This is a genomic window from Nocardia sp. NPDC051052 (assembly GCF_044456045.1).
Classification (GTDB): Bacteria; Actinomycetota; Actinomycetes; order Mycobacteriales; family Mycobacteriaceae; genus Nocardia.
In genome coordinates this window covers 484,919-510,875 of record NZ_JBITFL010000002.1, presented here as the reverse complement: position 1 = coordinate 510,875, position 25,957 = coordinate 484,919, and the positions used below count along the sequence as shown (strand labels likewise).

The window sequence follows — 25,957 nt, the reverse complement described above, 5'->3', positions numbered from 1 at the left end:
CTCTCGTGATTCGACTCAGCCAGGTCCAGTTCGGCGAGCAATTCGCATGCGGGAGACTGGCGGCATGCGCGTGGTGGTGGTCAACCGGGGTGAGGTGGCGGTTCGAGTTTTGCGGGCCGCACGGGAGCGTGGGTACGCGACGTTGGCGGTGTATACCGCCGAGGAGCGCGACGCTCTGCATGTTCGGTTGGCGGATGACGCGGTGCAATTGCCCGGCGTAGGAGCCGCTGCCTATCTGGATGTGCGTGCCGTGGTGGCGGCGGCCCGTAAGGCCGGCCCGGCTGCGGTGGTGCATCCGGGATGCGGATTCCTCAGTGAGAGTGCCGATCTCGCTTCCGCCTGTGCGGCGGCCGAGCTTGTTTTCGTGGGTCCGGCGCCGGAGGTGTTGCGGACGTTCGGTGACAAGGTGGCCGCACGGGCGGCGGCGGAGCGGGCCGGGGTGCCGGTGTTGGCGGCGACGTCGGCGGGTGTGGGGGTCGGCGAGATGGCCGCGCTGCTTGCCGCGCATCCGGCGGGGGTCATGGTGAAGGCCGCGGCAGGGGGCGGCGGGCGTGGGATGCGCGAGGTGCGGGAGTTGGCATCGCTGGGGGAGGCGTATGAGCGGTGCCAGGCGGAGGCGTTGGCGGGTTTCGGGGATGACGCGGTCTACGCGGAAGCGCTGGTGGCCGACGCACGGCATATCGAGGTGCAGGTGGTTGCGGACGGCGTGCGTGCCGTTGCCCTCGGAGACCGGGATTGCAGTGTGCAGCGGCGGCATCAGAAGCTGATCGAGGTGGCGCCCGCGCCGAATCTAGCTGCGGCACTGCGGGAACGGCTGCATGGTGACGCGGTGCGCCTCGCCGAATCGGTGGGTTGTCGCGGGGTGATCACCGTCGAATTCCTCGTGCGGGGTGATGATGCGTGGTTCCTCGAGGTGAACCCGCGACTGCAGGTCGAGCACACCGTCACCGAGGAGGTGATGGGAGTGGACCTCGTGGCGATCCAGCTGGATCTGGCGCGAGGATGTGCCCTCGCGGACCTCGAATTACCCGGTGGTGCGCCGCGCGGCTACGCCGTACAGGCCCGGGTGAATGCCGAAATCGTCACCGCGGGTGGTGATGTGCTGCCCAGCACCGGCACCATGACACAGTTCGCCGCGCCGACCGGCGTCGGTGTGCGTGTCGACACGGCCGCCTATGCCGGTATGCGGCAAGGGGCACAGTTCGATTCGCTGCTGGCCAAGGTGATCGCCCGCGGTCCGTCGTATTCGGCCGCGCTGCGCCGTTGTTCGGACGCGTTGGCCGAGACCGTGGTGGTCGGCGTCGATACGAACGCGGCACTGTTGCGGGCGGTACTCGATCAGCTGTCCGACGGAGTCACGGTATCGACCGAGTGGTTCGAACGGAACCTGCACGAACTCATCGCTCGGGCAAGCGATTACGCGCCCGCACCGCACGTCGAGCCGACCGCCGCCGCCGAGGACGTTGTCCTGCAAGACGACGAACAGACCCTGCGCTCACCCATGGGCGGCACCGTGGTCAGCCTGGTCGAACCCGGCACCGTCGTCGCGGCCGGTGCCGAGGTCGCCGTCCTGGAAGCCATGAAGATGCAGCACGTGCTGCGCGCCGAACAGTCGCTGCGCATCCGGCGGCACGTGGCGGCGCCGGGCACGACAGTGGATCCGCATGCGCCGCTGCTGATCTGGACCGAGGCCGAGCACGATGGGACCGTCCCGGATATCGCGGCGATCGACCTCGACGCGGTCCGCCCCGATCTCGCCGAAGTACGCGAACGCCACCGCGTCGGCCTCGACGAGGGCCGCCCCGCCGCCGTCGCCAAACGGCACCGGCTCGGCAGGCGCACCGCCCGCGAGAACATCACCGACCTCGTCGATGACGGCAGCTTCGTCGAATACGGCGCACTGGCGGTCGCCGCCCAGCGACTGCGCCGCAGTCCGGAAGACCTGATCGCGAACACCCCCGCCGACGGCCTGATCGGGGGCGTCGCCACCATCAACGCGGACCGCTTCGGCGCCGACCGCACCAAGGTGGTCGTCATGTCCTACGACTACACCGTTTTGGCGGGCACCCAGGGCTACCGCGGTCACGCCAAGACCGACCGCATGCTGGAAATGGCTGGCACCCAACGCCTTCCGGTGGTCTTCTGGACCGAGGGCGGCGGCGGCCGTCCCGGCGATACCGACACCGGCGGCATCTCGGGCCTCGACTTCACCACCTTCCACACCATGGGCGCGCTGTCCGGCCGAGTTCCGTTGATCGGCCTCGTTTCCGGCCGCTGCTTCGCGGGGAACGCCGCCCTGCTCGGCATGTGCGACGTCGTGATCGCCACCCCCGACGCGAACATCGGCATGGGCGGTCCCGCCATGATCGAAGGCGGCGGACTCGGCGTCTACGCCCCCGAGGACATCGGCCCGATCGAGGTGCAGCGCCGCAACGGCGTCGTGCACCTCGTCGCCGCCGACGAAGCCGAGGCGGTGCGCATCGCCAAGCGTTACCTCGCCTATTTCCAAGGACCGGTGGATGATTGGATCGCACCGGACCCGCGCATTGCCCGCCATGTGATCCCGGAGAACCGGCTGCACGCCTTCGACATCCGCGCCGCGATCGACGCCGTCGCCGACCTCGATTCCGTCCTCGAATTACGCCCCGACTGGGCTGCCGGCATCGTCACCGCGCTGATCCGCGTCGAGGGCCACCCCTACGGCCTCATCGCCAACAACTGTCAGCACCTCGGCGGGGCCATCGACGCCCCCGCCGCCGACAAGCTCAGCGCCTTCCTGCGCCTGTGCGGGGCACACGACCTCCCGATCGTCTCCCTCTGCGACACACCGGGTTTCATGGTCGGCCCGGACGCCGAAAAAGAGGCCACCGTCACCAGATTCAGCCGCCTCTTCATCGATGCGGCCGCCCTGTCCGTCCCTTGGGGCACCGTCATCCTGCGCAAGGGCTACGGCCTCGGCGCCCAAGCCATGGCCGCCGGCTCGTTCCTCGCGCCCCGCTTCGTCATCGCCTGGCCCACCGGCGAAATCGGCGGTATGGGCCTGGAAGGTGCTGTGCGCCTTGGCTTCGCGAAGGAACTCGCCGCCATCGAAGACCCCACCAAACGCCAGGAAGCCTTCGACAACCTCGTCAGCATCGCCTACGCCAGCGGCAAAGCCCTCACCGCCGCCACCCTTTTGGAACTCGATCACGTCATCGACCCCGCCGACACCCGCCGCTGGATCCGCACCCTCCGCTGATCCGCCGCGCACCGCGCACGTTCTGTCGCCGCGCGCACGATTCCGCGCGCGAGCCGTTGCGCGGGAAGCCGATTCGTGCGCAGCACGCGATGTCGTGTGCGCCGCTGACGGGGCTGTTGTGGGCGCATGGCTTGGTTTGCCGCGCACAGATTGTGCGCCCGCGCGCGAGATTGCTGGCAGATTCGTGCGCGGGGCGAGAGATTGTGCACGGCAACGCTATCCGAGCGCGGTCTCCAGGGCGTCGACGAGGTTGCGGGCGCGTAGGTCTACGGCGCCTTCGATGATGTAGTTCGTGACGTAGGCGAAGGCGACGCCTCGGCCCGGATCGGCGTAACCCAGTGATCCGCCGCGTCCGGGGTGGCCGAACGAATTCGGGCCGCCGAGGGTGAGATCGGCGATGGGCAGCATGAAGCCGGTGGCGTAGCGGTCCGGCAGCATGATGACTCGGTCGATGCCGCTGGTTTGTTCGCGGAGGGCGGCATCGAGGGTCGCCGGGCTGAGTAACCGGTTGCCGTCGACCTCGCCGACCAGCGACGCGTACAGCCGGGCCAGCCCGCGGGCGGTGCCGATGCCGTTGCTGGCGGGTATTTCCGCGGCGTGCACCGCGGGGGAGTTGAAGTCGATGTCGGGCGGGTCGGTGATCTGGAAGGCCCGGTTCGCCAGCGACTCCGGATCGCGCATCGCCGCCACCATCGGCCGGAGCTGCTCGGGGATCAGCTCGTCGGGCACCGAATCCAGATCCGGCTTCGGTGCGAACACCAACCGGCTGACCCGATCCCGTTGGGCGGCAGGCAAACCGATGAAGAAGTCGATGCCGTACGGCCCGGCGATCTCCTCGGCCAGGAACTGCCCGACGGTACGTCCGGTGATGCGCCGGATCACCTCACTGACCAGCCAGCCGAAGGTGCGCCCGTGGTAGCCGTGATCGGTGCCCGGCGTCCAGTTCGGTGTCTGCGCGGCCAGCGCGTCGACCATCGGCGTCCACGCCAGCGCGTCGGCCAGCGGCACCGGCTTGTCGATCGCCGCCAGCCCGGCCTGATGGGTCAGCAGCCAGCGCACCGGAATCTCGGCTTTGCCCGCCGCCGCGAACTCCGGCCAATACTGCGCGACCGGCGCGTCGAGGTCGAGCTGACCGCGCTGGACCAGTAGGTGTGTCGCCGCGGCAACCACCCCTTTGGTCGCCGAATAGACCAGCTGAAGGGTGTCGCGCTCCCACACCCGTCCGCTGTCGGGGTCGGCGAGCCCACCCCACAGATCCACCACCGGCCGCCCGTCGAGGTACACGCACACGGCCGCCCCGATATCGCCCTGGTCAGCGAAATTCGCGGCGAATGCCGCCCGGACCGCCTCGAACCCGGGCGCCACCGTTCCGTCAATGCTCATGCGGCCAAGCATGGCACGCGCCCGGCAGGCCTGCCGGTGACCTGGTCGCCGTCAGCGGATCGGCCTGCTTCGAGATTCTTTCGGCCCGGATGTCCGAGAATGGTCAGCGGCTCCGACGTTCCTGACGAGCGGCGCCACCGCGGTGCCGACTACTAGAGGAGTTGCCGTGAAATACATGATCCTGAGCTACGGCTCGCAGCAGGACTACGACGGCTTGGCGGGCAAAGAAACCGGCAAGCCCGCCTGGACGGCCGCGGAGGTGGCGGCGATGGTCCAGTTCATGACCGACTTCAATACCGGGCTCGAGGAGTCCGGCGAGCTGGTGGAGACCCGCGGGCTGGCCGACCCGGTGCACACCCGCCGGATCGGCGGCAAGGACGGCGCCTTCGTCACCGACGGACCGTACGCGGAGACCCAGGAGGTGCTCGCGGGCTACTGGATCGTCGAATGCGAAAGCTTCGACCGCGCCACCGAGATCGCGGCCCACCTGGGCAAGTGCCCGGCGCCGGCGCACATCGCCGACACGGCCTACGCGGATGTGCGGCCGATCGCCGAGGCGCCGCCCGAGTTCGGCTGACATGTCGGCTGATCGGTTGGCGGACCTGCTGCGCTCGTCGGCGCCGCAGGTCCTCGCCGCGCTGGTGCGCCGCTACGGCCATTTCGATTCCGCCGAGGACGCGGTGCAGGAAGCACTGCTCGCCGCGGCGACGCAATGGCCGGTGCACGGCGTTCCCGATAATCCGCGCGCCTGGCTGATCACGGTCGCGTCCCGCCGACTGACCGATCTGCTGCGCAGCGAGCAGGCTCGCAAGCAGCGCGAGGAGACGGTCGCCCGGTGGGCGCTGCCGGAGGATTGGCTGACCCCGGCCGCCGATCGGCAGCCATCGGATTCCGACGACACCTTGATCCTGCTGTTCCTGTGCTGCCACCCGACGCTCTCGCCACCGTCGCAGGTCGCGCTCACCTTGCGCGCGGTCGGCGGCCTGACCACCGCGGAGATCGCCCGCGCCTTCCTGGTCCCCGAGCCGACGATGACCAAGCGCATCGGCCGGGCCAAGAAGACGGTCAAGGACAGCGGCGTGCCCTTCGCGCCCCCGCGCCTCGGCGACCGCGACGCGCGCCTCGCCGCGGTGCTGCACGTGCTCTACCTGATCTTCACCGAGGGCTATGCCGCCACCGCTGGTGCGCGCCTGCATCGCGTTGAATTGTCCACGGAGGCAATCAGGCTCACCCGCCTGGTGCATCGGCTGCTGCCCGGCGACGCGGAGGTGGCCGGTCTGCTCGCGCTGCTTTTGCTCACCGACGCCCGCCGCGAGGCGCGCACCGGACCCAGCGGTGAACTCGTCCCGATGCAAGAGCAGGACCGCGGCCGCTGGCACGCCGGGTTCATCGCCGAGGGCATCGCGCTCCTTACCGCGTCCCTGCCGCGCGGTGTCCCCGGGCCGTATCAACTCCAGGCCGCGATCGCCGCCCTGCACGACGAGGCGCCGAGCTACCCGGACACCGACTGGCCGCAGATCATGCTGCTCTACGAACGCCTGCTCGCCCTCGTCGACAACCCGATGATCGCGCTGAACCACGCCGTCGCGGTCGCCATGGCCCGCGGCCCGCAGGCGGGCCTGAAACTGGTCGACGACCTCGAAGCCGACGCCCGCATCGCCGACGACCACCGCCTGCACGCCGTCCGCGCTCACCTACTGGAGACCACGGGCGACATCGCGGCCGCCCGCACCGCGTATCTCCTTGCCGCACAAAAGACTATGAGCCTCCCGCAACAGCGCTACTTGAACACCCGTGCCGCCCGCCTCGGTGATCTACCGACCTCGGGATGAACCTGTCGGTGCCGACCGGAATACTCGACCGTTGTCGCACCACGAACCGTCACCAGGAGGATTCCGCATGCCCAGCGAGCTCGAAGACCTGCCCTACGCGCGCCATCTCGCGGCACTGGAGGGCGACCTCGAGCCGGAAGGCGACTACGACTGCGTGCACCTGGACGGCGGCGAGCTCGACGAGGTCGACGTGCGGAACGCCCGCTTCAGCGAGTCCGCCTTCACCTCGATGGCCTTCACCAGGGGCAGCATGCGGCACACCAGATTCGCCGACGTCTGGCTGCGTAACGTCCGCTGGATCGGCACTGAACTCGCCGACACCGGCTGGATCGACAGCGAAGTCATCGCGGGCGCCATGTCCGGCGTCGACCTGGCGGGCTCCCGCCTGCGCCGGGTGCGTTTCGAGGGCTGCAAGTTCGACTCCGTCAACTTCCGCACCGCACAGCTACGCGACGTCACCTTCGTCGAATGTGTCTTGCGCGACTGCGATTTCGGCGACGCCACGCTTACCGACGTGACCTTCCCCGGCTCGATCCTGGAAAGCATGGTGCTGAACCGGGTCAAGCTGACCAAGGTCGACCTGCGCGGCGCCCGTGCCCTCGACATCACCGACGGCCTGGACTCCCTCCGTGGCGCGACCATCGACAACGGCCAATTGATGGAGCTGGCACCGGCTTTCGCCCGCCACCTCGGCATCGTGGTCCGAAACTCCTGATTACACAGCAGGTTCGACCGGAGTGCGGGTTATCCGCCTGAACCGATGCGGGCGATCGTCGCGGCCACGCCGTCGAGCACGACCTCCAGTCCGAAGTCGAAATCGTCCTGGGCGGGGTCGGGGGTCGGCGGTGGTGGGGCCGATTCGAACAGGCCGGAGTTGAAGAGTGCGGCCGCGTCGGGGAAGCGTTCCGGATCGACCAGGCGGGCCATCTGCCGGGCGTAGTGGCGATTGGTCTCGGATTCGTCGAGACCGGTTGCGCGCCTGCCCTGTTCGAGTTGCTGGGCGAGCAGGTCGGCCTGGCGGACGTAGCCGCTGACGACCATCACCACGCCGACCTTCGCACCGATATCGAGACCGGCGGGTCGCAGGGCGCGCAGGCCCGCGTCCATCCAGCCGATGGTGCCGGGCCCGCTGGGTGGGCCCGCGATCGGCAATTGGGTCAGCCAGGGGCGCTGCCGGTGCACGGACCAGAGGCTGACGGCCCACGCACGCAGTGCTGAGCGCCAATCCTGCACCGGCGCAGGGAAGGCCGGGGGCGGGCCGATGGCGGCGTCGCTCATGAGGACGAGTAGCTCTTCCTTGGATCCGATGTGGCGGTAGAGCGACATCGGTGTGACGCCGAGGTTTTCGGCGATCTTCGGCAAGGTGGCGCCCGGCAATCCGGCGCGGTCGGCCAGTTGCACGGCGGTACGGACGACCAGTTCGACGTCGAGCCCGGCCGGGCGGCCGAGTCGCTGACCGACGGGCAGGCGCCAGAGGCGGACCAGCTCGTTCGGTGGGGTGTCGTCGACCATCGTGCGTTCGCCTCCTCAGCGCTTGTGCTCGAACGGCCGGAACATTAGCATGCGGCTTATAGTATAAGAGATATACTAAAGAGGAAAGAGCCTGGTCGCCGCGCAACGAGGCGGCAGGCCGGCGAAAGTGAGAATCCATGGACGGCCTGGCTGACGGTCAGTGCCGTGTCCACCTGCCTCGAGGTCGGCGCGACCATCGCCGCCCCCGACCCGATCGATCCGACCATCGCCGTCACCGGGACCTACCTGCTCTACGGCTCGCTGTCGAAGCTGCTGATCGCCTTGTTCCTGACCGCCTTCGGCGTCGCGATCGCGGGCACCGCCCTGCTCCCGCGTTGGACCAGGTGGACCGCTTTCGCCTTGGCCGCAATCCATCTGGCCTTCGTGCCCTCGATGTTCTGCGGAAACGACCCCGCGAACTTCTACGCGGCCAACGGCTGGGGCACGACGGCGACAACGGGTGGGCTGACCATTCTTTGGCTGCTCGCAGTCAGCGTTGCCCTCCTACGCGCACCGACCGAATCATCGCCACGCTGAATGAAATGCTGCTGCGCGCACCCTGACCAGTTTGTCGTTTTGCCCCACTGACCGGCCCGGCATTGATAGATTTCGCCAAGCCGTCTGGCACGGTGAATTCGATGAGGGAATGCGAGTACATGTTCGACCGGAATTTTCGCCGTAGCACTTCCAGTGTTCGCGTGCTGATCACGATCGCCGAGGAACGCGGAATGTCCAGCGCGGACTGCCTATCCGGCACCATGTTGTCGCCGAACGATATCGAGTGCACCGCTACTCAGGAACTACTGGCCGTGCGTAATCTGCTCGAACGCTGCGGCGCCGAGCCAGGTCTCGGCGCGGAAGCGGGTAGCAGCGCCGATATTCCGCTGTCCGGCCCATGGGGGCTCGCGCTGCTCAGCAGCCGCACCATGGGCGACGCGGTCGATGTCATGGTGCGCTATCTCGATCGCTTCTCGGTGTCCGGGCGACTCGCGGTCGAGGAATCCGGCGGTGTGACTCGGGTGCGGTTCGACGCTGCCGAATGCCCGCCGGACCTGCGCGTTTTTCTTGCCGAGCGAATCCTCGCCGGTATCAAGACAATCGGTAGCGCGGTGTTCGAATCCGGAATTCCGGCTACCCGGGTCGAATTCCGGCACCCGGCTCCCGCGAGCATCGCCAGGTATCGCGAGATATACGGGGTGGAGCCCCTTTTCGGCACCGAGACCGATGCGGTGTCATTCGACGATCGCTTCCTCGACCTTCCGGTGCCGACAATCGACGAACGGGCGCGCGGCGCCTGCGTGCAGTTCTGCCGGGACCTGCTGGATAGGCATCGCACCCGCTCCGGCGTCGCGGGCGCGGTCCGCGATCTGCTCGTCCGTACCCCCGGCACCATTCCCGATCAGATCGCGGTCGCCAACGAGTTGTTCATGAGCCCGCGCACCCTGTCGCGGCGGCTCAACGAGGAGGACACCTCCTTCCGCGGCTTGCTCGACGAGGTCAGGCAGCTGATGTCGGAGCAGCTGCTCGCCGATACCGATCTGAGCACCGAGCAGGTCGCCGCCCGCCTCGGTTACGCGGAAGCCGCGTCCTTCATTCGGGCCTTCCGGCGCTGGAAAGGGTGCCCTCCGCAGGAGTTCCGGCTGCATGGCGGCCGATCGCCCGCGCCGATCAGAGCGCCGGTCCCCGCGGGCGCCCACTAGATCGTTCACACGGAGTTCCAACTGGAACCAGTCGCATCACTCGGTGTGTTGGGTGCCGAAGACCGCCTGGATGCTGCAAGTATGCTGCCATGTCGATCAGCGCCCCTGTCGCGCCGAGTGTCCCGAAGACGATCCGGCAGGCCACGATATTGGCCGTCTGCTGCACCGCCGTGGTGATGGCGAATGTGGACACCACCGCGGTCAACGTCGCGCTACCGGTGATCGGTCGTGGGCTGGAGGGTTCGGTGGCCGGGGCGCAGTGGGTGGTCGCCGCCTACACGTTGACCCTGGCCTGTCTGTTGACGCTGTCCGGCTCGCTGGCCGACCGGATTGGTCGCCGGACCATCTTCCAGATCGGCCTCGCCATATTCGCCGTGGGTTCGCTGGCATGTAGTCTCGCGTCCTCGGTCGGCTGGCTCATCGCGTTCCGGGTGCTGCAGGCGGTCGGCGGGTCGATGCTCACTCCGGTAGCGATGGCGATCATTTCGGCGGTATTCACCGAACCGGGGCAGCGGATCAGGGCCATCGGCATCTGGAGCGGGTCGATCGGGATCGGCATGGCGGCCGGGCCGGTGGTCGGCGGATTTCTGGTCGACGCGATCGGCTGGGAGGCGGTGTTCTGGATCAATGTACCGATCGCGGTCATCGCGCTGGCACTCACCTTTCTTGTTGTTCCGCAGTCGAAGTCGGATCGCCCGCGCGCGCTCGATCCGCTGGGGCAGCTGCTGGTGATCGGCCTGCTCGGGCTGCTGGTATTCGCGATTATCGAAGGGCCGCATCGGGGTTGGCTCGCGCCGCTGACGGTCGGCTGCTTCGCCGGGTCGGCGGCCTGCCTCGGCGCGATACTGCGGTACGCGCCGCGGCACCCGCACCCGCTGATAGACCTGCGGGTGTTCCGGTCGATCCCGTTCACCGGCGCGTTCGTGATCGCGATCCTCGCGTTCGCCGCGCTGGGCGGGTTCCTGTTCCTGAATACGTTCTACCTCCAGGAGATTCGGCGGGACTCGCCGCTGACGGCCGGGCTCGCGCTGGTGCCGATGGCGGTCGCCATGTTCGTGTTCGGGCCGATGTCGGGCCGGATCGTCGCGCGTCGCGGCGCCCGCAGCGCGCTGAGCGCCGGAGCGGTGGTGGCCACCGCCGCGGCGGCGGTGCTGACGGCCACCTTCGACGGCAGCGGAAACCTGTTGCTACTCATCGGTTACGCGATGTTCGGTGCGGGCATCGGGCTGATCTACACGCCCATCACGGCGACGGCGGTGGCCGGACTGCCCGCCGCGCAGTCCGGGGTCGCGGCCAGCCTGGCGACCACGTCACGGCAGATCGGCCAGTCGCTCGGCGTCGCGGTGATCGGGTCACTGATCGCCAGCCATCCCGACGCCCTGACCTCGGCCGGGGCCTTCCGGGCACCGGCCAACCTCGGCTGGCTGACCATCACCGGCCTGTGCGCGGCCGCCCTGATCGTCGCCCGAATCAGCACCGCTCCCAAGCTGGTTCGCGCCGACGTCTGAAACCCTGATTGTCCACTACCTGGGCAATCGGTCGGCACACCTAATCCTGCTCCCGTACTATCGCGATCGAATACACCGGCCGGGGAGATGTTAGGAGGACGGTGTGGGACCTCGCATCCGCAACGGGACCCTGTGGTTGCGACGCTTCGCCGGAACGACGCCGGGGGTGATCGCCGTTGTTGTCGTCGTTTCCGTCGTGCTGTGCCTGCTCGCCGGTTTCGCCTGCGCGAACGAGATGAGCGACAAGAGCGCGCGTCGTGACGTCGCGCTCGACCGGACCGAGCCGCTCGCGTTCGCCGCACAGGGGTTGTACGTGGCGCTTTCGGCCGCCGACGCCGCCGCGGCCGCGGAGTTCCTGTCCCCGGGCAACGAGGCGGCCGCCCCGCGCCAGCGGTACCAGCAATCACTGGCCGACGCCGCCGCCGCGCTGGCGGAGGCCACCGCGGGCGCATCCGACGAGCGGACCAGGCAGATCGTGGCCAGCATCGCCGCGGACCTGCCCGCCTATACCGGCCTGGTCGAGACCGCGCGGGCGAACAATCGGCAGGGTTTCCCGGTGGGCTCGTCCTACCTGAGTGAGGCGTCGGAGGTGATGCAGAAGTCCCTGCTGCCCAACGCCGAACGGCTCACCGCCGACCGATTCGCCGCGGTGCGCACCGACCAGCGGGCCATCGCCGCGACGCCGATCGTGAGCGTCGCGCTGGTCGTCCTGGTGCTGATCAGCTGCGCGGTGGGATCGTGGATCCTGGTGCGCCGCACCAACCGGCTGGCCAACCTCGGCATGGCGGGCGCGGCGGCCGCTGCGGTGCTCGCGCTGCTGTGGCTGGTCGTCGCGACGGGTGTGGCAGCGAACGCGCTCGACACCGGCGCGTCCGGCGCGAGCAACCGTTTCGAGTCCCTGGCGAAGGCGCGCATCGCGGCGCAGCAGGCCCGTACCCAGGAGACGCTGGAACTGATCACCCGCGGCGACATCGCGGCCGGTGAGGACATGTACAACAAGCACGCCGCCGACCTGCGCGTCCGGCTCGGCACCGATTCCGTTGCCGGGCAAGAGCTCACCAAGTGGTCGGCCGGGCACCAGGCGCAGGTGACGGCGTACCAGGCGGCGAACTATCCGGCGGCGGTCGCGCAGGCCATCGGCACCGCGCCCACCTCGTCGGCCACCCAGTTCGCGGCGCTGGACCGCTCGTTGAACGACAACCTCGCCCAGGCCCGCCGCGATCTCCGGGACGGCCTGCGGACGGCGGGTACGGCGTTGCTCCTCAGCCCGTCCGGCACGCTGGTGCTGCTGGTTGTCGCCGCGGCCGCCGTGGTCGCCGGGGTGTGGCCGCGGCTGAAGGAGTTCCTGTGAACACACGCCTGATGCTTGCCGCACTGCTGGTGACCGCGGCGGCTTTGCTGACCGGCTGCGGCTCGGGCGAGCTGCCCGCGCCGAACACCATGGCAGCGGTGAACCCGGAACCCGCGGGCGCCGGCGAGATCACCGAGCCGCCGCCGATCGAGAGTTCCTGTGACACGGAGGCAAGCCTGCGGCCCGGCCCGCTGCCGAGACCCGGTGCGATGCCGCAGGGTTCGGCGATGGCGGCGATCGTCGCCAACGGCAAGCTGAAGGTCGGCGTCGATCAGAACACCTATCTGTTCGGCTTCCGCAATCCAGGCACCGGCGAGCTCGAGGGCTTCGACATCGACATCGCGCACGAGATCGCCAACGCGCTGTTCGGCGACCCGAGCAAGATCGAGCTGCGCTCGGTGACCGCCGCCGAACGGCTGCCCGCGCTGCGGGACAAGAAGGTCGACATGATCGTGCGCACCTTCTCGGCGACCTGCGAACGACGCAAGGAAGTCGACTTCTCCTCGGTTTATTACGGTGCGGCACAACGGATCCTGGCGCCACGCGACTCGGGCATCAACTCCGGTGCCGACCTGACGGGCAAGCGGGTGTGCGTCGCCCGCGGCACCACGGCGTCCACGCCGCTGTTCGCGATGGCCAACCGCCCCACCGTCATCGGCGTCACCAACTGGACCGATTGCCTCGTCGCGCTGCAGCAGCGGCTGGTCGACGCGATCAGTGGCGACGCGCCGATTCTGTTCGGCCTGGTCGAGCAGGACCGCAACCTCCAGGTGGTCGGCGACCCCATCGGTGTCGGCGGCTACGCGGTCGGCCTGCCGAAGGGCAGCGACGATCTGGTGCGCTTCGTCAACGGCGTGCTCGAGCGGATGCGCTCCGACGGCACCTGGGAGCGGATCTACGCGACCCGGCTGAGCGCACTCGGCCCCTCGCCGGGCCAGCCCGCGCCCCGGTATGTGGGATGAGCCCGACCGTCATGGAGCCGCTCACCCTCATCGAGATCGACCGCGAAATATCCCGGCGCGCAAGCGAAGCCGATTCGATCGTGGCCACCCTGCTGGAGCTCGACCAACATCCGGGGCTCAACCTGGTGCGTAGCTATCCGCCGTCCGGGGTCACCGAGGCCCGCTGGCTGCCGGTCCGGGACGCGCTCGCGCTGATGTGGGAGGACTTCGGCCGGATGCGCGCGATCCTGGATTCGGCGCGCACGGTGCGTGGGAATCGCGCCAGGCTGGACGACGACCAGCGCGCGCAGCTGACCGAGTTGCTGCGCGGCCGGCCGCATGAGGTCTCGCGCACGCCGATCCCGCTGGCCGAGCGTTCGCTGACGGGTCCGAGCGAATACGTGCTGTTCGTCGGGCTCGCCGATACGCTTGATCGCATGCGGGCGACTTTCCCGATGATCGCCGAATTCCTCGACGCGGTGGACAAGGTGAACACCCGCGTGATGGCCGGCCTCGCGCCGCTGCAGGCTCAACTCGACAAGGCCGGGGGAGCGACCCCTGAGCTGCGCGCCGTCAGCGCGGGCATCGCCGAACTGTTGCGGCGCTCGGCGACTGATCCGCTCGCACTGACCGCCGCCGAGATCGACGCTCGCCTCGCCGAACTGAGCGGCGCGGTGCGCCGGGAGGCGGCCGTGCTCGCCGAACTCGCCGCGGTCGCGGCGAATTGGCCCGCCGCGATCGCCAGTGCACGCCAGCGACTGGACGCACTGGGGGAAACGCGGGAGCGGGCCGCACAAGCCAGGGTGAAAGTCGAACGCACCATCGTGTCCGGTCCGCTGCCAATACTCGCGGACGATATCGACCGGCTGCGCGCACAACTGGACGCCGTCCCGGCCGATCCGGGTGCGGCAGCGGCGCTGCTGGAACTGGGCCGCCGCATCGACGCGGCCACCGCCGCCGCGGCTACCGCGGAAAACCTGGCGCAGGGTCTGCTCGACCGTCGCGGCGAACTGCGCGGCAGGCTGGCCGCTTACCAGGCCAAGGCGGCGCGCCTCGGTGTCGGCGAGGACCGAGACCTGCTCGCCGCCCATCAGATCGCCGCCGGGCTGCTCACCCGCACGCCGTGTGATCTGGCGGCGGTCACCCGCGCGGTCGCCGACTATCAGCAACTCATCGCGGAGAAATCGGGGAGGCGACCGTGACGGCATGCACCGAACCCGGCTGCACGGGCACCATCGAAGACGGCTACTGCGCGGTGTGCGGAACCGCACCGGCCGAGGCGACGACCGTGCATTCGACGGCGGCCCAGGCCAAGGGGGCGACGGCGGCCGAGGCGTCCACCGAGGCGCCGACGGCCGAGTCCGCGCATCGGCAATGCGCCGAACCCGGTTGCGGCGCAACGATTATCGACGGTTATTGCGAAGTATGCGGCACCGCGCCCGCCCCGGAGACGGTCGCGACGGTGTCCGGCAGCGCCCGCAGCGCCCGGAGCGGCTCGCGTTCGGTGCGCACCGGTCGATCCTCGTCCAAGTCGAGCAGGCGCGGCCGGCTCGGCGCGGGCATGGTCGAGGTGCCCCGCGTGCCGCGCATCGATCCGAGCACCGCGATCATGACCGACCCGCAGGTGCCGGAGAACAAACGGTTCTGCGGCAAATGCGAGAAGCCGGTGGGCCGGGGCCGCGACGGAAAACCCGGCCGCAGCGCGGGTTTCTGTGCCAACTGCGGCACCCCATTCTCTTTCGCGCCCAAGCTGGCCAAGGGCGATCTGGTCGCCGGTCAGTACGAGGTCGCCGGGTGCCTCGCGCACGGCGGGCTCGGCTGGATCTACCTGGCGATCGACCGCAATGTCAGCGACCGCTGGGTGGTGCTGAAGGGCCTGCTCAACTCCGGCGACGCCGACGCGATGCTGGCGGCGGTGGCGGAGAAGCGCTTCCTCGCCGAGGTGGAGCATCCGAGCATCGTCAAGATCCACAACTTCGTCGAGCACGCCGGGGCGGACGGGGTCGCGGTCGGCTACATCGTGATGGAGTACGTCGGCGGCACCTCGCTCAAGCAGATCCTGCGCGCCCACCGCGACGCGGGCGGCGGATTCCTGCCCCCGGCCCAGGCGATCGCCTACGTGCTGGAGATGCTGCCCGCGCTCGGCTATCTGCATTCTCTCGGCCTGGCCTACTGTGACTTCAAGCCCGACAACGTGATGCAGACCGACGAGCAGCTCAAGCTCATCGACCTGGGCGCGGTGATCGCCATGGACGATCAGGACAGTCCGATCTACGGCACCATCGGCTACCAGGCACCCGAGATCGCCGAGACCGGGCCGACCGTGGCCACCGAGGTCTATACGGTCGGGCGCACGCTGGCCGTGCTGCTCATGGACGTGCCGCAGCGGGGTGGTCATTTCGCCGAGCTGCCAGGGCCGGACACCGAACCGCTGCTGGTCACCTACGACTCGCTCTACCGATTCCTGCTGCGGGCCACCGACGACGACCCCGAGGTGCGGTTCGCCTCGATGGAGGAGATGACCGACCAGCTCACCGGGGTGCTGCGCGAGGTGCTGTCGACCGAGGACGGCGTGCCGCGGCCCGGGATGTCGACCTACTTCGGGCCGCCCCGCGGCGTATTCGGCGTGGACGCGCCGGTGGATGCGGCGAATATCGTTGCCGCCCTGCCTGTTCCGCTGGTCGATCCGACCGACAGCGCGGCCGCGCTGCTCGCCACGACGAGCGGCACCACGCCGGCGGAACTGGAGCAGGCGTTCGAGGCCGGACTGCGCTCGGTCGTCACCGGACGCAGCGCGTCGACCGAGATTCCGTTGCGGCTCATTCGGGCCGCGCTGGAGACCGGCGATACCGCCGAGGCGGATCGGCGGCTGACCGAGGTCGCCGCGACGCTGCCCGGCGATTGGCGGCTCGCCTGGTATCGCGGCGAAAGTCGGCTGCTCGCCGGTGATTTCCCGGCAGCCGCCGCCGAATTCGATGCGGTGTACGCCGCGCTGCCTGGCGAAGGGGCACCCAAACTCGCGCTGGCCGCCGTCGCTGAGCTGTCCGGTGCCGAGGCACCCGATGCCGAAGGCTTCCAGGCCGCCGAGGAAAAGCGCAGGGCCGCAAGCTATTACGAGACTGTGTGGCGCACCGATCGGACGTATCTCAGTGCGGTGTTCGGGCTGGCCAGGTTACGTGCGTCCGCAGGCGATCGCGACGGTGCGGTAGCCGCCCTCGATCAGGTGGACGCGGGTTCTTCGCTGTTCACCGAGGCCAGGATCGCGGCGGTCGAGACGAAACTGAACGGGCGGTCACCGGCCGAATTCACCGAGCTGATCGTGCGTGACGCGGGCGAGCGGGTCGGCCGGTTGCGACTGGATTCCAAACGCCGTGGCGCACAGGTGCGTTTGCGAGTGCTGACCGCCGCGCTGGACTGGCTACGGGTGGGCGGGGTCGCGAGCGCACTCGATCCGCTGCTCGGCGCGAAGCTGGATCAAGACGGTGTCCGCACCGGATTGGAGCGTTGTTATCGGGACTTGGCCCGGGAAACCGACGACATGTGGGAGCGATTCGCATTGGTAGAGCAGGCGAACACCGTCCGGCCCAGGACCAGGTTATGAGCACCGGGGTCGGGTTGCACTGTCCCGGTTGCGATGCCGAGGTGCACCAGCAGGATCGCTTCTGCGAGAACTGCGGACAGGAATTGGGCGGCAAGCGAATCGCGTTGCCGAATAACGAACCCGGGCCGCCCGGCGCCTGCGACGGGTGCGGCGGATTGCGGTACGACGGCGATGGTTACTGCGTCGGGTGCGGGCAGTTGCGCGGGGCACCGGACCGATTCGCGGCCGACCTCGGCGCGGTCGCGGTGGCCACCGATCGCGGAATCTCGCACGCGCGCAACGAGGATGCCGTCGCGGCGGCGGTGCTGGACGGTCTGGGTGGCGCGACGGTGATCGTGGTCGCCGACGGGGTGTCCTCCTCGGAAGATCCGCAGGTGGCCTCGGGGACGGCGGCCAGGACGGGTGTCGATGCCTGCCGCACGGCGCTGCTCGACGGGCTGCCCGCGGCCGAAGCCGCGATGGCGGGCCTCGCGGCGGCCGCACAGGCGGTCCGCGATATCGCGGTGGCCGACGGTCACGCGCCGTCGTGCACCTACGTGTCGGCCGTGGTGCGCACCGACGCCGACGGCACCGAGATCACCGTCGCGAATGTCGGTGACAGCAGGGCGTATTGGCTGCACGCCGACGCACCCGACGAGCCGGGCAACCCGCCGTCGCAGCGGCTCACCTCGGACGACTCCTGGGCACAGGCCCTGGTCGACGCGGGCGCGATGGACGAGCAGGCCGCGATGAACGACCCGAGGGCGCACACCCTGATCCGCTGGCTCGGCGCGGACGGGCCGGCAAAACCGTGGTCGGACAGCTGCATTCGGACGCTGCGCACCACCGGGCCCGGCGTGCTGCTGCTGTGCAGCGACGGTCTCTGGAATTACCTGTCCGACGCGACCGCGCTCGCCGAGGTGGCCACCGCGACCGCCCCCGCCGTCGCCGCGCGGGAACTCGTCGAGTTCGCGCTGCGTTGCGGCGGCAGCGACAACATCACCGTCGCGATCGTTCCCGTTCCACAGCCAGGAGAAGTGCAGTGAGTTCCGTTGCAGGCAATGGCATTTCGGTAGCCATCGATCAGAACGAGTATCTGGCCGACGGCGTCGGCACGGTGGACGCGGTGGTGACCGTCGAGACCGCCGCCGATCTGGTGGTCGCGGCCGCGCCGCAGGAGCGGCTGGAGATCCTCATCCTGGACTGCTCCGGATCGATGGCCACCGGCCGCAAGTTCCCCGGCGCACGCCAGGCCGCGCTGGCCGCGCTCGATGTCATGGCCGACGGTACGAAATTCGCGATCATCGAGGGAACGGCGATGGCGCGGTTGGCTTTTCCGTCGAATGTGCCGTCCATGGCGGTGAATCGGGAATCCCGGGCGGCCGCGCGGCGCGCACTCGACAAGCTGACGCCCGGCGGCGGTACCGCGATGGGCACCTGGCTCGGCCTGACCAGGCAGCTGGCCACGAAGCATCCCGGCGCCATGGTGCACGCCATCCTGCTCACCGACGGCAAGAACGAGCACGAGGAGCCCGCCGCGCTGGCCGCGGAGATCAAGCAGTCCGAAGGCGTATTCACCTGTGACTGTCGCGGCGTCGGAACCGATTGGCGGGTGGACGAATTGCGCACCATCGCCTCGGCGCTGCACGGCACCGTCGACATTGTCGCCGACCCGGCCAAGCTGGCCGACGACTTCGCCACGATGATCCGGGGCTCGATGGCGAAGGCGATTCCGGAACTGACGTTGCGGGTCTGGACCCCGGCGGGTGCCAAGGTGCGGTTCGTCAAGCAGGTCGCCCCGGCCATCGAGGATCTCACCGCGCGGCGGGTGGAGTCCGCAGCGCAGGTGGGGGAGTACCCGCTCGGCGCGTGGGGCGCGGAGGACCGCGACTATCACGTGCAGGTCGAAGTGGAACCCGCCGCGCCCGGCCGGGAGAAGCTGGCCGCGCGGGTGAGCGTGGTGAGTGGCGACGAGGTGCTCGGGCAGGGTCTGGTGAAGGCGGTGTGGACCACCGATACCGAGCTGTCGACCCGAATCAGCAGGCGGGTGGCGCATTACACCGGGCAGGCGGAATTGGCGCAGGTGGTGCAGGAGGGTCTAGCGGCGCGCAAGAGCGGCGATACCGACACCGCGACGGCCAAACTGCGGCGCGCCGTCGAGCTCGCGGCGGAGTCGGGGAACGAGAGCACCGCGAAGCTGCTGCGCGGTGTGGTCGAGGTCGATGAGCGCAACGGGACGGTGCGATTGCGGGCCAGCGTCGCGGCCGCCGACGAGATGGCCTTGGACGCTCGCTCGACCAAGACCGCCAGGGTCCGGAAGGAGGGATAGTGGGCGTTACCTGTCCCGAAGGGCATCAGTCGAGCGCGACCGACTACTGCGACGTGTGCGGAGCGCCGATCGGAACGGCGCAGGCGACGGTTGCCGCGGCACCGGTCGCGCTGTGCCCGTCCTGCGGTGCGCCGAGCAGCGGGCGCTTTTGTGAAGTGTGCGGGCATGATTCGGCGTTGCCGACGCCGGCCGTTCGGCCCGATCTGCTGATCGCGGAGGCCTCGAGCGCGGTGTCCGCCCCCTCGACCGCCTGGGTGGCCACCATCACCGCGGATCGTGCGTTCTACGATCGGGTGATCGCCCGCAAGGGCCCCGATGCCGACCAGGTCGGTTTTCCCGCGTTCTACCCGGAACGTCGAATTGTCCTGCGTGGCAACGACATCCTGATCGGGAAGCGCAGCGTCTCGCAGGGACTGACGCCCGATATCGATCTCGGTATCGCGCCCGCCGACGTGGGTGTGTCCCGGGCGCACGCGACGATCCACCTCGACGGCGAGGAGTTGACCGTCACCGATCTCGGCTCGACGAACGGCACCAGCGTCAACGGCAGTGACGAGCTCATCCCCGCGAAGGTGCCGGTGCCGTTGCGCAGCGGCGATCGGATCCATCTCGGTGGCTGGACGACCATCGTGTTCGCCCTCGATCCGGCCGGGCGCGAACCCGCTTGAGCGCCAGCCCTTTTGCGTCTGGGACAGCATCCGTCGTTTTGTAGACAACAATGTTCATTTGCGCCTATCGTCGTGAGTCATGACCACGTTCGGCGGCAAGAGCTGCTTGATCACCGGTGCGGCCAGCGGTCTCGGCCGCAGTACCGCCCTCGCCGTCGCGGCCAAGGGCGCCTCGCTGATCCTGACCGACATCGATGCGCAGGGTCTGCAGCAGACCGCGACGCTGGCGCGGGCGGCGGGCGCGAATGTGCACCTCGCGGCGACCGCGGACGTCAGCGACCATGATCAGGTGGTGGCGTTGGCGGCCAGGGCGCACGACGAGGTGGACAGCGTCGACATCATCATGAACGTGGCCGGGATCGCGACCTGGGGCACCGTCGACCGGCTGACTCACACGCAGTGGCGGCGCACCATCGACGTCGATCTGATGGGCCCGATCCATGTCATCGAGGAATTCCTGCCGCCGATGATCGCGGCGGGCCGCGGTGGGCATCTGGTGAACGTGTCCTCCGCCGCCGGACTGTTCGGGCTGCCGTGGCACGCGCCGTACAGCGCGGGCAAATTCGGCCTGCGCGGGGTGTCGGAGGTGCTGCGGTTCGATCTGCGCAGGCACCGGATCGGGGTCAGCCTCGTGTGTCCGGGCGCGATGGCGACGCCGATGGTCGACCGGGTCGACATCGCGGGCATCGATCGCAACGCCGACGTCGTGCAGCGTGCGATGGGGCTGTTCATGAAGCGGGCGGTGACGCCGGAGGCCGCGGCGCGCTCGATCGTGCGCGGGGTCGAGCGCGATACCTATCTGGTCTACACCTCGAACGACATTCGCATCGGGCACTGGGCGCAGCGGTATTTCCCGCCGTCCTACCACCTCGCCATGCGCGGCCTGAACTGGGCGATGAGCCGCTATATCGATCAACCGGCCACGACGACCACCGTGCGCTGACGCCGAGAGGACCCACCATGGCCCAGCCGCTGACCACCACCGCGGCGACGGTGCCGCCTGATCATCGATTCGATATCGGGCCGGCCCGATACTCGAAGTTGTTCGGCGCCACCACCGTTCCCATCGCGATGTCGGATGGCGCGATCCTCACCGCCGATATCCTGCGCCCCGGGGACGGAGCCGGGCCCGCCCGTGAACCGTTGCCCGCGATCATCAATTTCACCCCGTACAACAAGATGATCAATCGTCAGGGCATGCGCTGGCACCACACGCTGCGCGGGCTGGCCGCGCGGGTCGGCTCCTCGGATCGGCGGCGGTTCACCGCGCGCGACGTGCTGCACACGCCCGCGGGCGGGATCCTGGAACCATTCGTGATCAACCGCACCGCGGTGCGCCGCGGGTATGTCGGGCTGATGATCGACGTGCGCGGCACCGGAACCTCCACCGGCAGTTGGGATTTCTTCCAACCGCGCGAGCAGCAGGACTATCTGGAGGCGATCGCGTGGGTGCGCGAACAGCCCTGGTGCAACGGCGATTTCGCGGTGACCGGGGTGTCCTACGGGGCGATCTCCGCGCTGATCACCGCGGGTCTGCGGCCGGCGGGCCTGCGCGCCGTGTTCGCCATCGAGGCGGGCGAGGACCCGATGCGCGAACTCGGCCTGACCGGTGGGGTGCCGACGCCAGGGATGCTGCTGTGGATCCTGGCCGTCACCGGCTTCAAATGGCTGCCGTCGGTGTCCGGCCTGCTGCGCGCCGGGATCACCAGGCAGTTCCTGCGCGATCGGATCGCCGACCCGGCGGGCTGGGTGCGGCACGCGATCGAGATCGGGCTCACCGAGAACCATCCCGACAGCTTCCTCAACCCGACGTGGGCGAGCAAGCTGGCGCGCTTCGAGGACATCACCGCGCCGACCTGGATTCATGGCGGCTGGCACGACGTCTACAACCGCTCCAACTTCCGGATGTTCGATCGAATCCCGTTGTCCGGCGGGGCGAAACAGGTGCTGGTCGATGATTCCTACCACCTCACCGTCGGGTCGGGTCTCGGCGCTCCGGGCAGTCCGCAGGCGATCGACGAGCTGCAATGCGCCTGGTTCGACCGGTGGGTCAAGGACATCGACAACGGTATCGACCGCTACGGTCCGATCACCGTCCGCCGGCAAGGCGACGGACAGTGGTTGCGGCACAACGAGTTCCCGGATCCGGCGAGCACGCTGCAACGGCTCTACCTGAACTCCGAAATCACCGGTGCCGCACCGCATGCCGGGACCGACGCCGGGTTGGCTGCCGAGGTCGGCGATATCGAGTCCCGACTACCGTTGCCCACCGGGCGAATCCGGATGGCTTCCAACAACACCGGGGTGATGAGCATGGGGGTGACCCTGCTCTTCGGTCGTCGGTTCGGTACCGACGACCGGCATGCGGAGGCCGGGGCGGTCACGTTCACCACCGAGCCCTTCGCCGAAGACCTCGTGGTGTCCGGTCCGATGAACCTGCACCTGAACGTGGAAGCCGAAGGGACGGACGCATTCTGGTCGGTGACGGTGTGCGATGTGGAGCCCGGCGGTGCCTCCGTGCCGCTCACGCGCGGTGCGTTGCTGTCCAGTCTGCGGGCGATCGATACCGCGGGTAGCGACTACGTCGACGGTGAGCTGCTGTTCCCGCTGCACACCCTGACCGCCGAATCCGCGCTGCCGGTGATCCCCGGTGAGCCGTTCGTCGTCGACATCGAGATCAACCCCACCGAAGCGGTGCTGCGCGCGGGTCATCGATTGCGAGTAGCGGTGAGCCGCACCAGCTTTCCGCGTCACCTGATTCCACCGTGGAAGCAGCGCGAGATCATCGGCCAGACCATCGTGCTCGACCCCGACCAGCCGAGCTACCTCACCTTGCGGACGGGGCGCGCCGACTAGGGTCGCGCCGCGCGGGATAACCATCGACACCGTCGCGCCGGGCGTCACCAACAATGGCGACCCGGTCTTCGACGACCCCGATACCGTCGCCGAAATGTCCGCGTGGTCCACCTTCAACCGGGTCGGCGAGGTCTCCGATATTGCCGACGTCGTCGCGTTCATCGCCTCCGACGACTCCCGCTGGATCACCGGGTCCTACATCGACGCCAGCGGTGGAACGCTGCTCTGAGCTGTCAGTTCTTGGCGCCGAGCGACGCGTGCTCTGGCCAGCCGTACAGCCCGAAATGCTGCTTGCGCCGGAACATGTCGATGCCGGCGCGGGTGCTGAGGATCGTTTCGTCCGGAATGTCGTCGAAGGCGAACCAGCGCAGGTCCGAACAGCGGTCGGGTTCGAGGTTGCGCGGTTCGCCGGACCAGGTGTCGGTGTGGAAGACGAACACGATCAGCGCCTGTCCTGGCGGGGACTGGATGTGCATCGACGCCACCATCCGCACGTCCTCGCGATCGACCCGCACCCCGATCTCTTCCTCGGCCTCGCGAATGACCGCGGTGAGCACATCCTCCCCGTCATCGAGCCTGCCCCCGGGAGCATTCCACTCCCCGTCCCCGAAACTGGTGTTCCGCCGGCGCGCAAGCAACACACGTTCGCCCCGGCTCATCAACAGCTGCACACCGACCACACTGCGGAACGTCAACTGGTCTCCTGATCAGATTCGGGCAAACGGCCGTCGCGCAAGGCCAGGACCGCGATATTGGCTCGATCGTAGCCACCAAAGACCGGTACGTCGTCCCGGCAGCCGGGCGATCTTCACGGCAACCGGACGTTGTGGACACATCGGACCCGGGCGCACGATTAGCGCAACGCTGTTTCGCGCCGCAACGATGCCACCCGCGGACCGGGCCGAGCACAATCACCGAACGGAGCAAGGCATGCAGGAATTCCTCGTCGAAATCACCACCACCATCCCCGACGGCACCGACCCAGCCGACGTCGACGCCCGACGCGCCGCCGAAGCAGTCCGAGCCAAAGAACTCGCCGCCACCGGCAACCTGGGCCGCCTCTGGCGCCCAGTAGACGAACTCCGCAGCATCGGCCTCTGGCGCGCCACCGACGAAGCCGACCTCCGCACCAACGTCCTCGACTCCCTCCCCCTACGAGCCTGGATGACCTTCACCATCACCCCCCTGCAACCCCACCCCAACGACCCGGGCCGCTAACCGATCCCACAGCCCCCCACACCTTCCACCAGGCGCCAGGTGCCTGTGAGGGGTACGCAGGCTCTGTGAATCCCCCTGTATGTCAACAGGTTTCACCACAGCGCATCGCCGCGGCCGCAGCCGGATCGTCGGGCCAGAACCTCGCGTTGACCATCATTCAGCGTGGCAGGTCGGGGTCACTGTTGAATCCGCAGTTCCGGAGGTCGGCGGCACCGGTTCGCTGTGATCGCATGGCCAGTTGGTCTTCGCGGTCGCGTCCTGCGCTTCGTAGCCGAACTATCCAGGTGGATATGCCCGCTCGTGATGGGCGTTTTGCTGCACGCATAATGGAACGTGTTCTAGTTTGGAAGTCGCGGACGATCAGTGTGGATGGGGTACATCATGGGAGAGGTTCTGGATCGGGTCGAGCAGCATGCGGAGGAGATCCGGGCGGCTGGTGCTGAGGGGGACAAGCTGATGCGGTTGGCTGAGGGGACGGCGGGTCGGCTGCGGGCTAGCGGGGCGATTCGGATGTTGCAGCCGAAGCAGTATGGGGGGCTCGAGGTGCATCCGCGGGAGTTCGCGGAGACCACGATGGCGATCGGGGCGATGGACGGTGCTGCCGGTTGGGTTACCGGGATTGTCGGCGTGCATCCGTGGGAGCTGGCGTTTTTCGACACCAAGGCACAGGACGAGGTGTGGGGGCGGGATCCGGATACGTGGATGGCGTCGCCGTACGCGCCGATGGGGGTCGCGAAGCCGGTGGACGGCGGGTATCTGCTCAATGGGCGCTGGTCGTTCTCGTCCGGCACAGATCATTGTCAGTGGGTGATGATCGGCGCGGCCGTCGGCGACGAGCAGGGTAAGCGGTTGATGCCGCCGCAGACGATGCATGTGTTGTTGCCGCGCAGCGACTATGAGATCGATCAGGAGAGTTGGGACGTCGTCGGGCTGCGCGGGACCGGGAGTAAGGATCTGATCGTCAAGGACGCGTTCGTTCCGGCGTATCGCACCATCGACGCCGCGAAGGTGTTCGATGGCACCGCGCCGAAGGACGCGGGACGCACCGAAACGCTCTACAACTTCCCGTTCTCGTGCATCTTTCCGCTCGGCATCACCTCGTCGCTGATCGGAATTGCCGAGGGCGCGTTGGCATGTCACATCGCCGCACAAAAATCGCGGGTGGCGATCACTGGCGTCGCGATCAAAGAAGATCCGTACGTGCTGTACGCGATCGGTGACGCTGCCGCCGAGATCGCGGCGTCGCGGGCCGCGATCCTCGAAACGGTGGACCGGTTCTGGGACATGGTCGAGCGAGGACAGGACGTCACCTTCGAAATGCGCGCGATCGGTCGCCGCACCCAAACCGCCGCCGCATGGCGGGTCGTCCGCGCCGTGGACGAAATCTTCGCCCGCTCGGGCGGCGGCGCGCTGCAAATGAAGACGCCGCTGCAACGGTTCTGGCGCGACGCGCACGCGGGACTGTCCCACGCCATCCACGTCCCGGGCTCGATCTTCCATTCGTCGGCACTGACCCAACTCGGCGGTGAGCCGCAGGGAATCCACCGCTCGATGATCTGATCGACCCCACGGCCTGCGCTCCCACGAAACTAGACTTCCGACATGGCAGACACCTCCGGCCGGTCCATGACAGAAGCGGAGCTGCGCCAATTCTTCATGCTGCTCCAACGGTTTTGCGACACCGAGCTCGACCAGTTCGAGCACTTGATCATTCCCACCCGATGGGGCGATGTGTACGTCGAACTCACTCGCGGATGCCCAGCCGAGGACATACCGCAGGTGTACAACCGCTTGCCGGGAGAGTGGCTCGGCGAACCCACCTAGAGGGTTCGACCGGACCA

General features: G+C 68.6%; 23 protein-coding genes. 20 read left to right on the top strand and 3 right to left on the bottom strand.

All coding sequences use genetic code 11. The features are described from left to right. Positions 1-64 precede the first annotated feature (64 nt). Positions 65-3,238, top strand: coding sequence for a carboxyl transferase domain-containing protein (locus tag ACIBCN_RS07450; protein WP_396991155.1), 3,174 nt, complete (start codon positions 65-67; stop codon positions 3,236-3,238). 216 nt (positions 3,239-3,454) lie between these two features. Here ACIBCN_RS07450 and ACIBCN_RS07445 read toward each other — a convergent pair whose 3' ends face one another. After that, positions 3,455-4,621, bottom strand: a complete 1,167-nt coding sequence (locus tag ACIBCN_RS07445; RefSeq protein ID WP_396990659.1) for a serine hydrolase domain-containing protein — start codon at positions 4,619-4,621, stop codon at positions 3,455-3,457. Positions 4,622-4,796: 175 nt separating this feature from the next. On the opposite strand from ACIBCN_RS07445, the gene ACIBCN_RS07440 reads away from it, so the two are divergent. From ACIBCN_RS07440 to ACIBCN_RS07430, 3 genes are all read left to right on the top strand, one after another. After that, positions 4,797-5,198, top strand: coding sequence for a YciI family protein (locus ACIBCN_RS07440; protein ID WP_396991154.1), 402 nt, complete (start codon positions 4,797-4,799; stop codon positions 5,196-5,198). 1 nt (position 5,199) lies between these two features. After that, positions 5,200-6,453, top strand: a complete 1,254-nt coding sequence (locus ACIBCN_RS07435) for an RNA polymerase sigma factor (RefSeq protein ID WP_396990658.1) — start codon at positions 5,200-5,202, stop codon at positions 6,451-6,453. A gap of 67 nt (positions 6,454-6,520) precedes the next feature. After that, positions 6,521-7,168, top strand: coding sequence for a pentapeptide repeat-containing protein (locus ACIBCN_RS07430; RefSeq protein WP_396990657.1), 648 nt, complete (start codon positions 6,521-6,523; stop codon positions 7,166-7,168). A 29-nt stretch (positions 7,169-7,197) separates the two neighbouring features. On the opposite strand, the gene ACIBCN_RS07425 is transcribed toward ACIBCN_RS07430, so the two are convergent. Then, positions 7,198-7,965, bottom strand: coding sequence for a TetR/AcrR family transcriptional regulator (locus ACIBCN_RS07425; RefSeq protein WP_396990656.1), 768 nt, complete (start codon positions 7,963-7,965; stop codon positions 7,198-7,200). Positions 7,966-8,130: 165 nt separating this feature from the next. Between ACIBCN_RS07425 and ACIBCN_RS07420 the strand changes: the two genes are divergently transcribed. The 13 genes from ACIBCN_RS07420 to ACIBCN_RS07360 all read left to right on the top strand — a co-directional run bounded on the left by ACIBCN_RS07420 (position 8,131) and on the right by ACIBCN_RS07360 (position 23,127). Continuing rightward, positions 8,131-8,502, top strand: a complete 372-nt coding sequence (locus tag ACIBCN_RS07420) for a hypothetical protein (RefSeq protein WP_396990655.1) — start codon at positions 8,131-8,133, stop codon at positions 8,500-8,502. A gap of 161 nt (positions 8,503-8,663) precedes the next feature. Then, the gene (locus ACIBCN_RS07415) at positions 8,664-9,665 is read left to right on the top strand and encodes an AraC family transcriptional regulator (RefSeq protein ID WP_396990654.1); all 1,002 of its coding nucleotides are present in this window, start codon (positions 8,664-8,666) and stop codon (positions 9,663-9,665) included. A gap of 89 nt (positions 9,666-9,754) precedes the next feature. After that, positions 9,755-11,173 (top strand): MFS transporter, encoded by a 1,419-nt coding sequence (locus tag ACIBCN_RS07410; RefSeq protein ID WP_396990653.1) that lies wholly within the window; start codon positions 9,755-9,757, stop codon positions 11,171-11,173. A gap of 103 nt (positions 11,174-11,276) precedes the next feature. Beyond that, positions 11,277-12,524, top strand: coding sequence for a hypothetical protein (locus tag ACIBCN_RS07405; protein ID WP_396990652.1), 1,248 nt, complete (start codon positions 11,277-11,279; stop codon positions 12,522-12,524). After that, a complete protein-coding gene (locus ACIBCN_RS07400) occupies positions 12,521-13,486 on the top strand; it encodes a glutamate ABC transporter substrate-binding protein (protein WP_396990651.1) in 966 nt (321 codons plus the stop codon). The genes ACIBCN_RS07405 and ACIBCN_RS07400 overlap by 4 nt, the downstream gene beginning before the upstream one ends. Beyond that, positions 13,483-14,667, top strand: coding sequence for a hypothetical protein (locus ACIBCN_RS07395; protein ID WP_396990650.1), 1,185 nt, complete (start codon positions 13,483-13,485; stop codon positions 14,665-14,667). Before ACIBCN_RS07400 ends, ACIBCN_RS07395 begins: the two co-directional genes overlap by 4 nt. Beyond that, positions 14,664-17,066, top strand: a complete 2,403-nt coding sequence (locus tag ACIBCN_RS07390; RefSeq protein WP_396990649.1) for a tetratricopeptide repeat protein — start codon at positions 14,664-14,666, stop codon at positions 17,064-17,066. Before ACIBCN_RS07395 ends, ACIBCN_RS07390 begins: the two co-directional genes overlap by 4 nt. After that, positions 17,063-18,091 carry a protein phosphatase 2C domain-containing protein gene (locus tag ACIBCN_RS07385; protein WP_396990648.1) on the top strand — a complete coding sequence of 343 codons (1,029 nt, stop codon included), beginning with the start codon at positions 17,063-17,065 and terminating at the stop codon, positions 18,089-18,091. Before ACIBCN_RS07390 ends, ACIBCN_RS07385 begins: the two co-directional genes overlap by 4 nt. Next, positions 18,088-19,374, top strand: a complete 1,287-nt coding sequence (locus ACIBCN_RS07380) for a VWA domain-containing protein (RefSeq protein WP_396990647.1) — start codon at positions 18,088-18,090, stop codon at positions 19,372-19,374. The genes ACIBCN_RS07385 and ACIBCN_RS07380 overlap by 4 nt, the downstream gene beginning before the upstream one ends. Continuing rightward, entirely contained in the window at positions 19,374-20,042 is a 669-nt protein-coding gene (locus tag ACIBCN_RS07375) for an FHA domain-containing protein (protein ID WP_396990646.1), read from the top strand. The genes ACIBCN_RS07380 and ACIBCN_RS07375 overlap by 1 nt, the downstream gene beginning before the upstream one ends. A gap of 79 nt (positions 20,043-20,121) precedes the next feature. After that, positions 20,122-20,985 carry an SDR family oxidoreductase gene (locus ACIBCN_RS07370; RefSeq protein ID WP_396990645.1) on the top strand — a complete coding sequence of 288 codons (864 nt, stop codon included), beginning with the start codon at positions 20,122-20,124 and terminating at the stop codon, positions 20,983-20,985. Between the two features lie 17 nt (positions 20,986-21,002). Further along, a complete protein-coding gene (locus ACIBCN_RS07365; protein ID WP_396990644.1) occupies positions 21,003-22,898 on the top strand; it encodes a CocE/NonD family hydrolase in 1,896 nt (631 codons plus the stop codon). Positions 22,899-22,914: 16 nt separating this feature from the next. Beyond that, the gene (locus ACIBCN_RS07360) at positions 22,915-23,127 is read left to right on the top strand and encodes an SDR family oxidoreductase (RefSeq protein ID WP_396991153.1); all 213 of its coding nucleotides are present in this window, start codon (positions 22,915-22,917) and stop codon (positions 23,125-23,127) included. Positions 23,128-23,131: 4 nt separating this feature from the next. On the opposite strand, the gene ACIBCN_RS07355 is transcribed toward ACIBCN_RS07360, so the two are convergent. After that, positions 23,132-23,593, bottom strand: coding sequence for an NUDIX domain-containing protein (locus ACIBCN_RS07355; RefSeq protein WP_396990642.1), 462 nt, complete (start codon positions 23,591-23,593; stop codon positions 23,132-23,134). Between the two features lie 235 nt (positions 23,594-23,828). On the opposite strand from ACIBCN_RS07355, the gene ACIBCN_RS07350 reads away from it, so the two are divergent. From ACIBCN_RS07350 to ACIBCN_RS07340, 3 genes are all read left to right on the top strand, one after another. Beyond that, positions 23,829-24,116, top strand: a complete 288-nt coding sequence (locus ACIBCN_RS07350) for a muconolactone Delta-isomerase family protein (RefSeq protein ID WP_396990641.1) — start codon at positions 23,829-23,831, stop codon at positions 24,114-24,116. Between the two features lie 381 nt (positions 24,117-24,497). Further along, positions 24,498-25,676: a hydroxylase gene (locus tag ACIBCN_RS07345; RefSeq protein WP_396990640.1), complete on the top strand. Its 1,179-nt coding sequence runs from the start codon at positions 24,498-24,500 to the stop codon at positions 25,674-25,676. A 42-nt stretch (positions 25,677-25,718) separates the two neighbouring features. After that, positions 25,719-25,940: a hypothetical protein gene (locus ACIBCN_RS07340; protein ID WP_396990639.1), complete on the top strand. Its 222-nt coding sequence runs from the start codon at positions 25,719-25,721 to the stop codon at positions 25,938-25,940. Positions 25,941-25,957: the final 17 nt, after the last annotated feature.

Excerpts from the sequence above, each read along its gene's own strand:
- ACIBCN_RS07370 (WP_396990645.1), top strand. The coding sequence starts at position 20,122 with ATGACCACGTTCGGCGGCAAGAGCTGCTTGATCACCGGTGCGGCCAGC.
- ACIBCN_RS07350 (WP_396990641.1), top strand. The coding sequence starts at position 23,829 with ATGCAGGAATTCCTCGTCGAAATCACCACCACCATCCCCGACGGCACC.
- ACIBCN_RS07395 (WP_396990650.1), top strand. The coding sequence starts at position 13,483 with ATGAGCCCGACCGTCATGGAGCCGCTCACCCTCATCGAGATCGACCGC.
- ACIBCN_RS07385 (WP_396990648.1), top strand. The coding sequence starts at position 17,063 with ATGAGCACCGGGGTCGGGTTGCACTGTCCCGGTTGCGATGCCGAGGTG.
- ACIBCN_RS07445 (WP_396990659.1), bottom strand. The coding sequence starts at position 4,621 with ATGAGCATTGACGGAACGGTGGCGCCCGGGTTCGAGGCGGTCCGGGCG.
- ACIBCN_RS07440 (WP_396991154.1), top strand. The coding sequence starts at position 4,797 with ATGATCCTGAGCTACGGCTCGCAGCAGGACTACGACGGCTTGGCGGGC.
- ACIBCN_RS07340 (WP_396990639.1), top strand. The coding sequence starts at position 25,719 with ATGGCAGACACCTCCGGCCGGTCCATGACAGAAGCGGAGCTGCGCCAA.
- ACIBCN_RS07450 (WP_396991155.1), top strand. The coding sequence starts at position 65 with ATGCGCGTGGTGGTGGTCAACCGGGGTGAGGTGGCGGTTCGAGTTTTG.
- ACIBCN_RS07435 (WP_396990658.1), top strand. The coding sequence starts at position 5,200 with ATGTCGGCTGATCGGTTGGCGGACCTGCTGCGCTCGTCGGCGCCGCAG.
- ACIBCN_RS07410 (WP_396990653.1), top strand. The coding sequence starts at position 9,755 with ATGTCGATCAGCGCCCCTGTCGCGCCGAGTGTCCCGAAGACGATCCGG.
- ACIBCN_RS07365 (WP_396990644.1), top strand. The coding sequence starts at position 21,003 with ATGGCCCAGCCGCTGACCACCACCGCGGCGACGGTGCCGCCTGATCAT.
- ACIBCN_RS07425 (WP_396990656.1), bottom strand. The coding sequence starts at position 7,965 with ATGGTCGACGACACCCCACCGAACGAGCTGGTCCGCCTCTGGCGCCTG.
- ACIBCN_RS07430 (WP_396990657.1), top strand. The coding sequence starts at position 6,521 with ATGCCCAGCGAGCTCGAAGACCTGCCCTACGCGCGCCATCTCGCGGCA.
- ACIBCN_RS07345 (WP_396990640.1), top strand. The coding sequence starts at position 24,498 with ATGGGAGAGGTTCTGGATCGGGTCGAGCAGCATGCGGAGGAGATCCGG.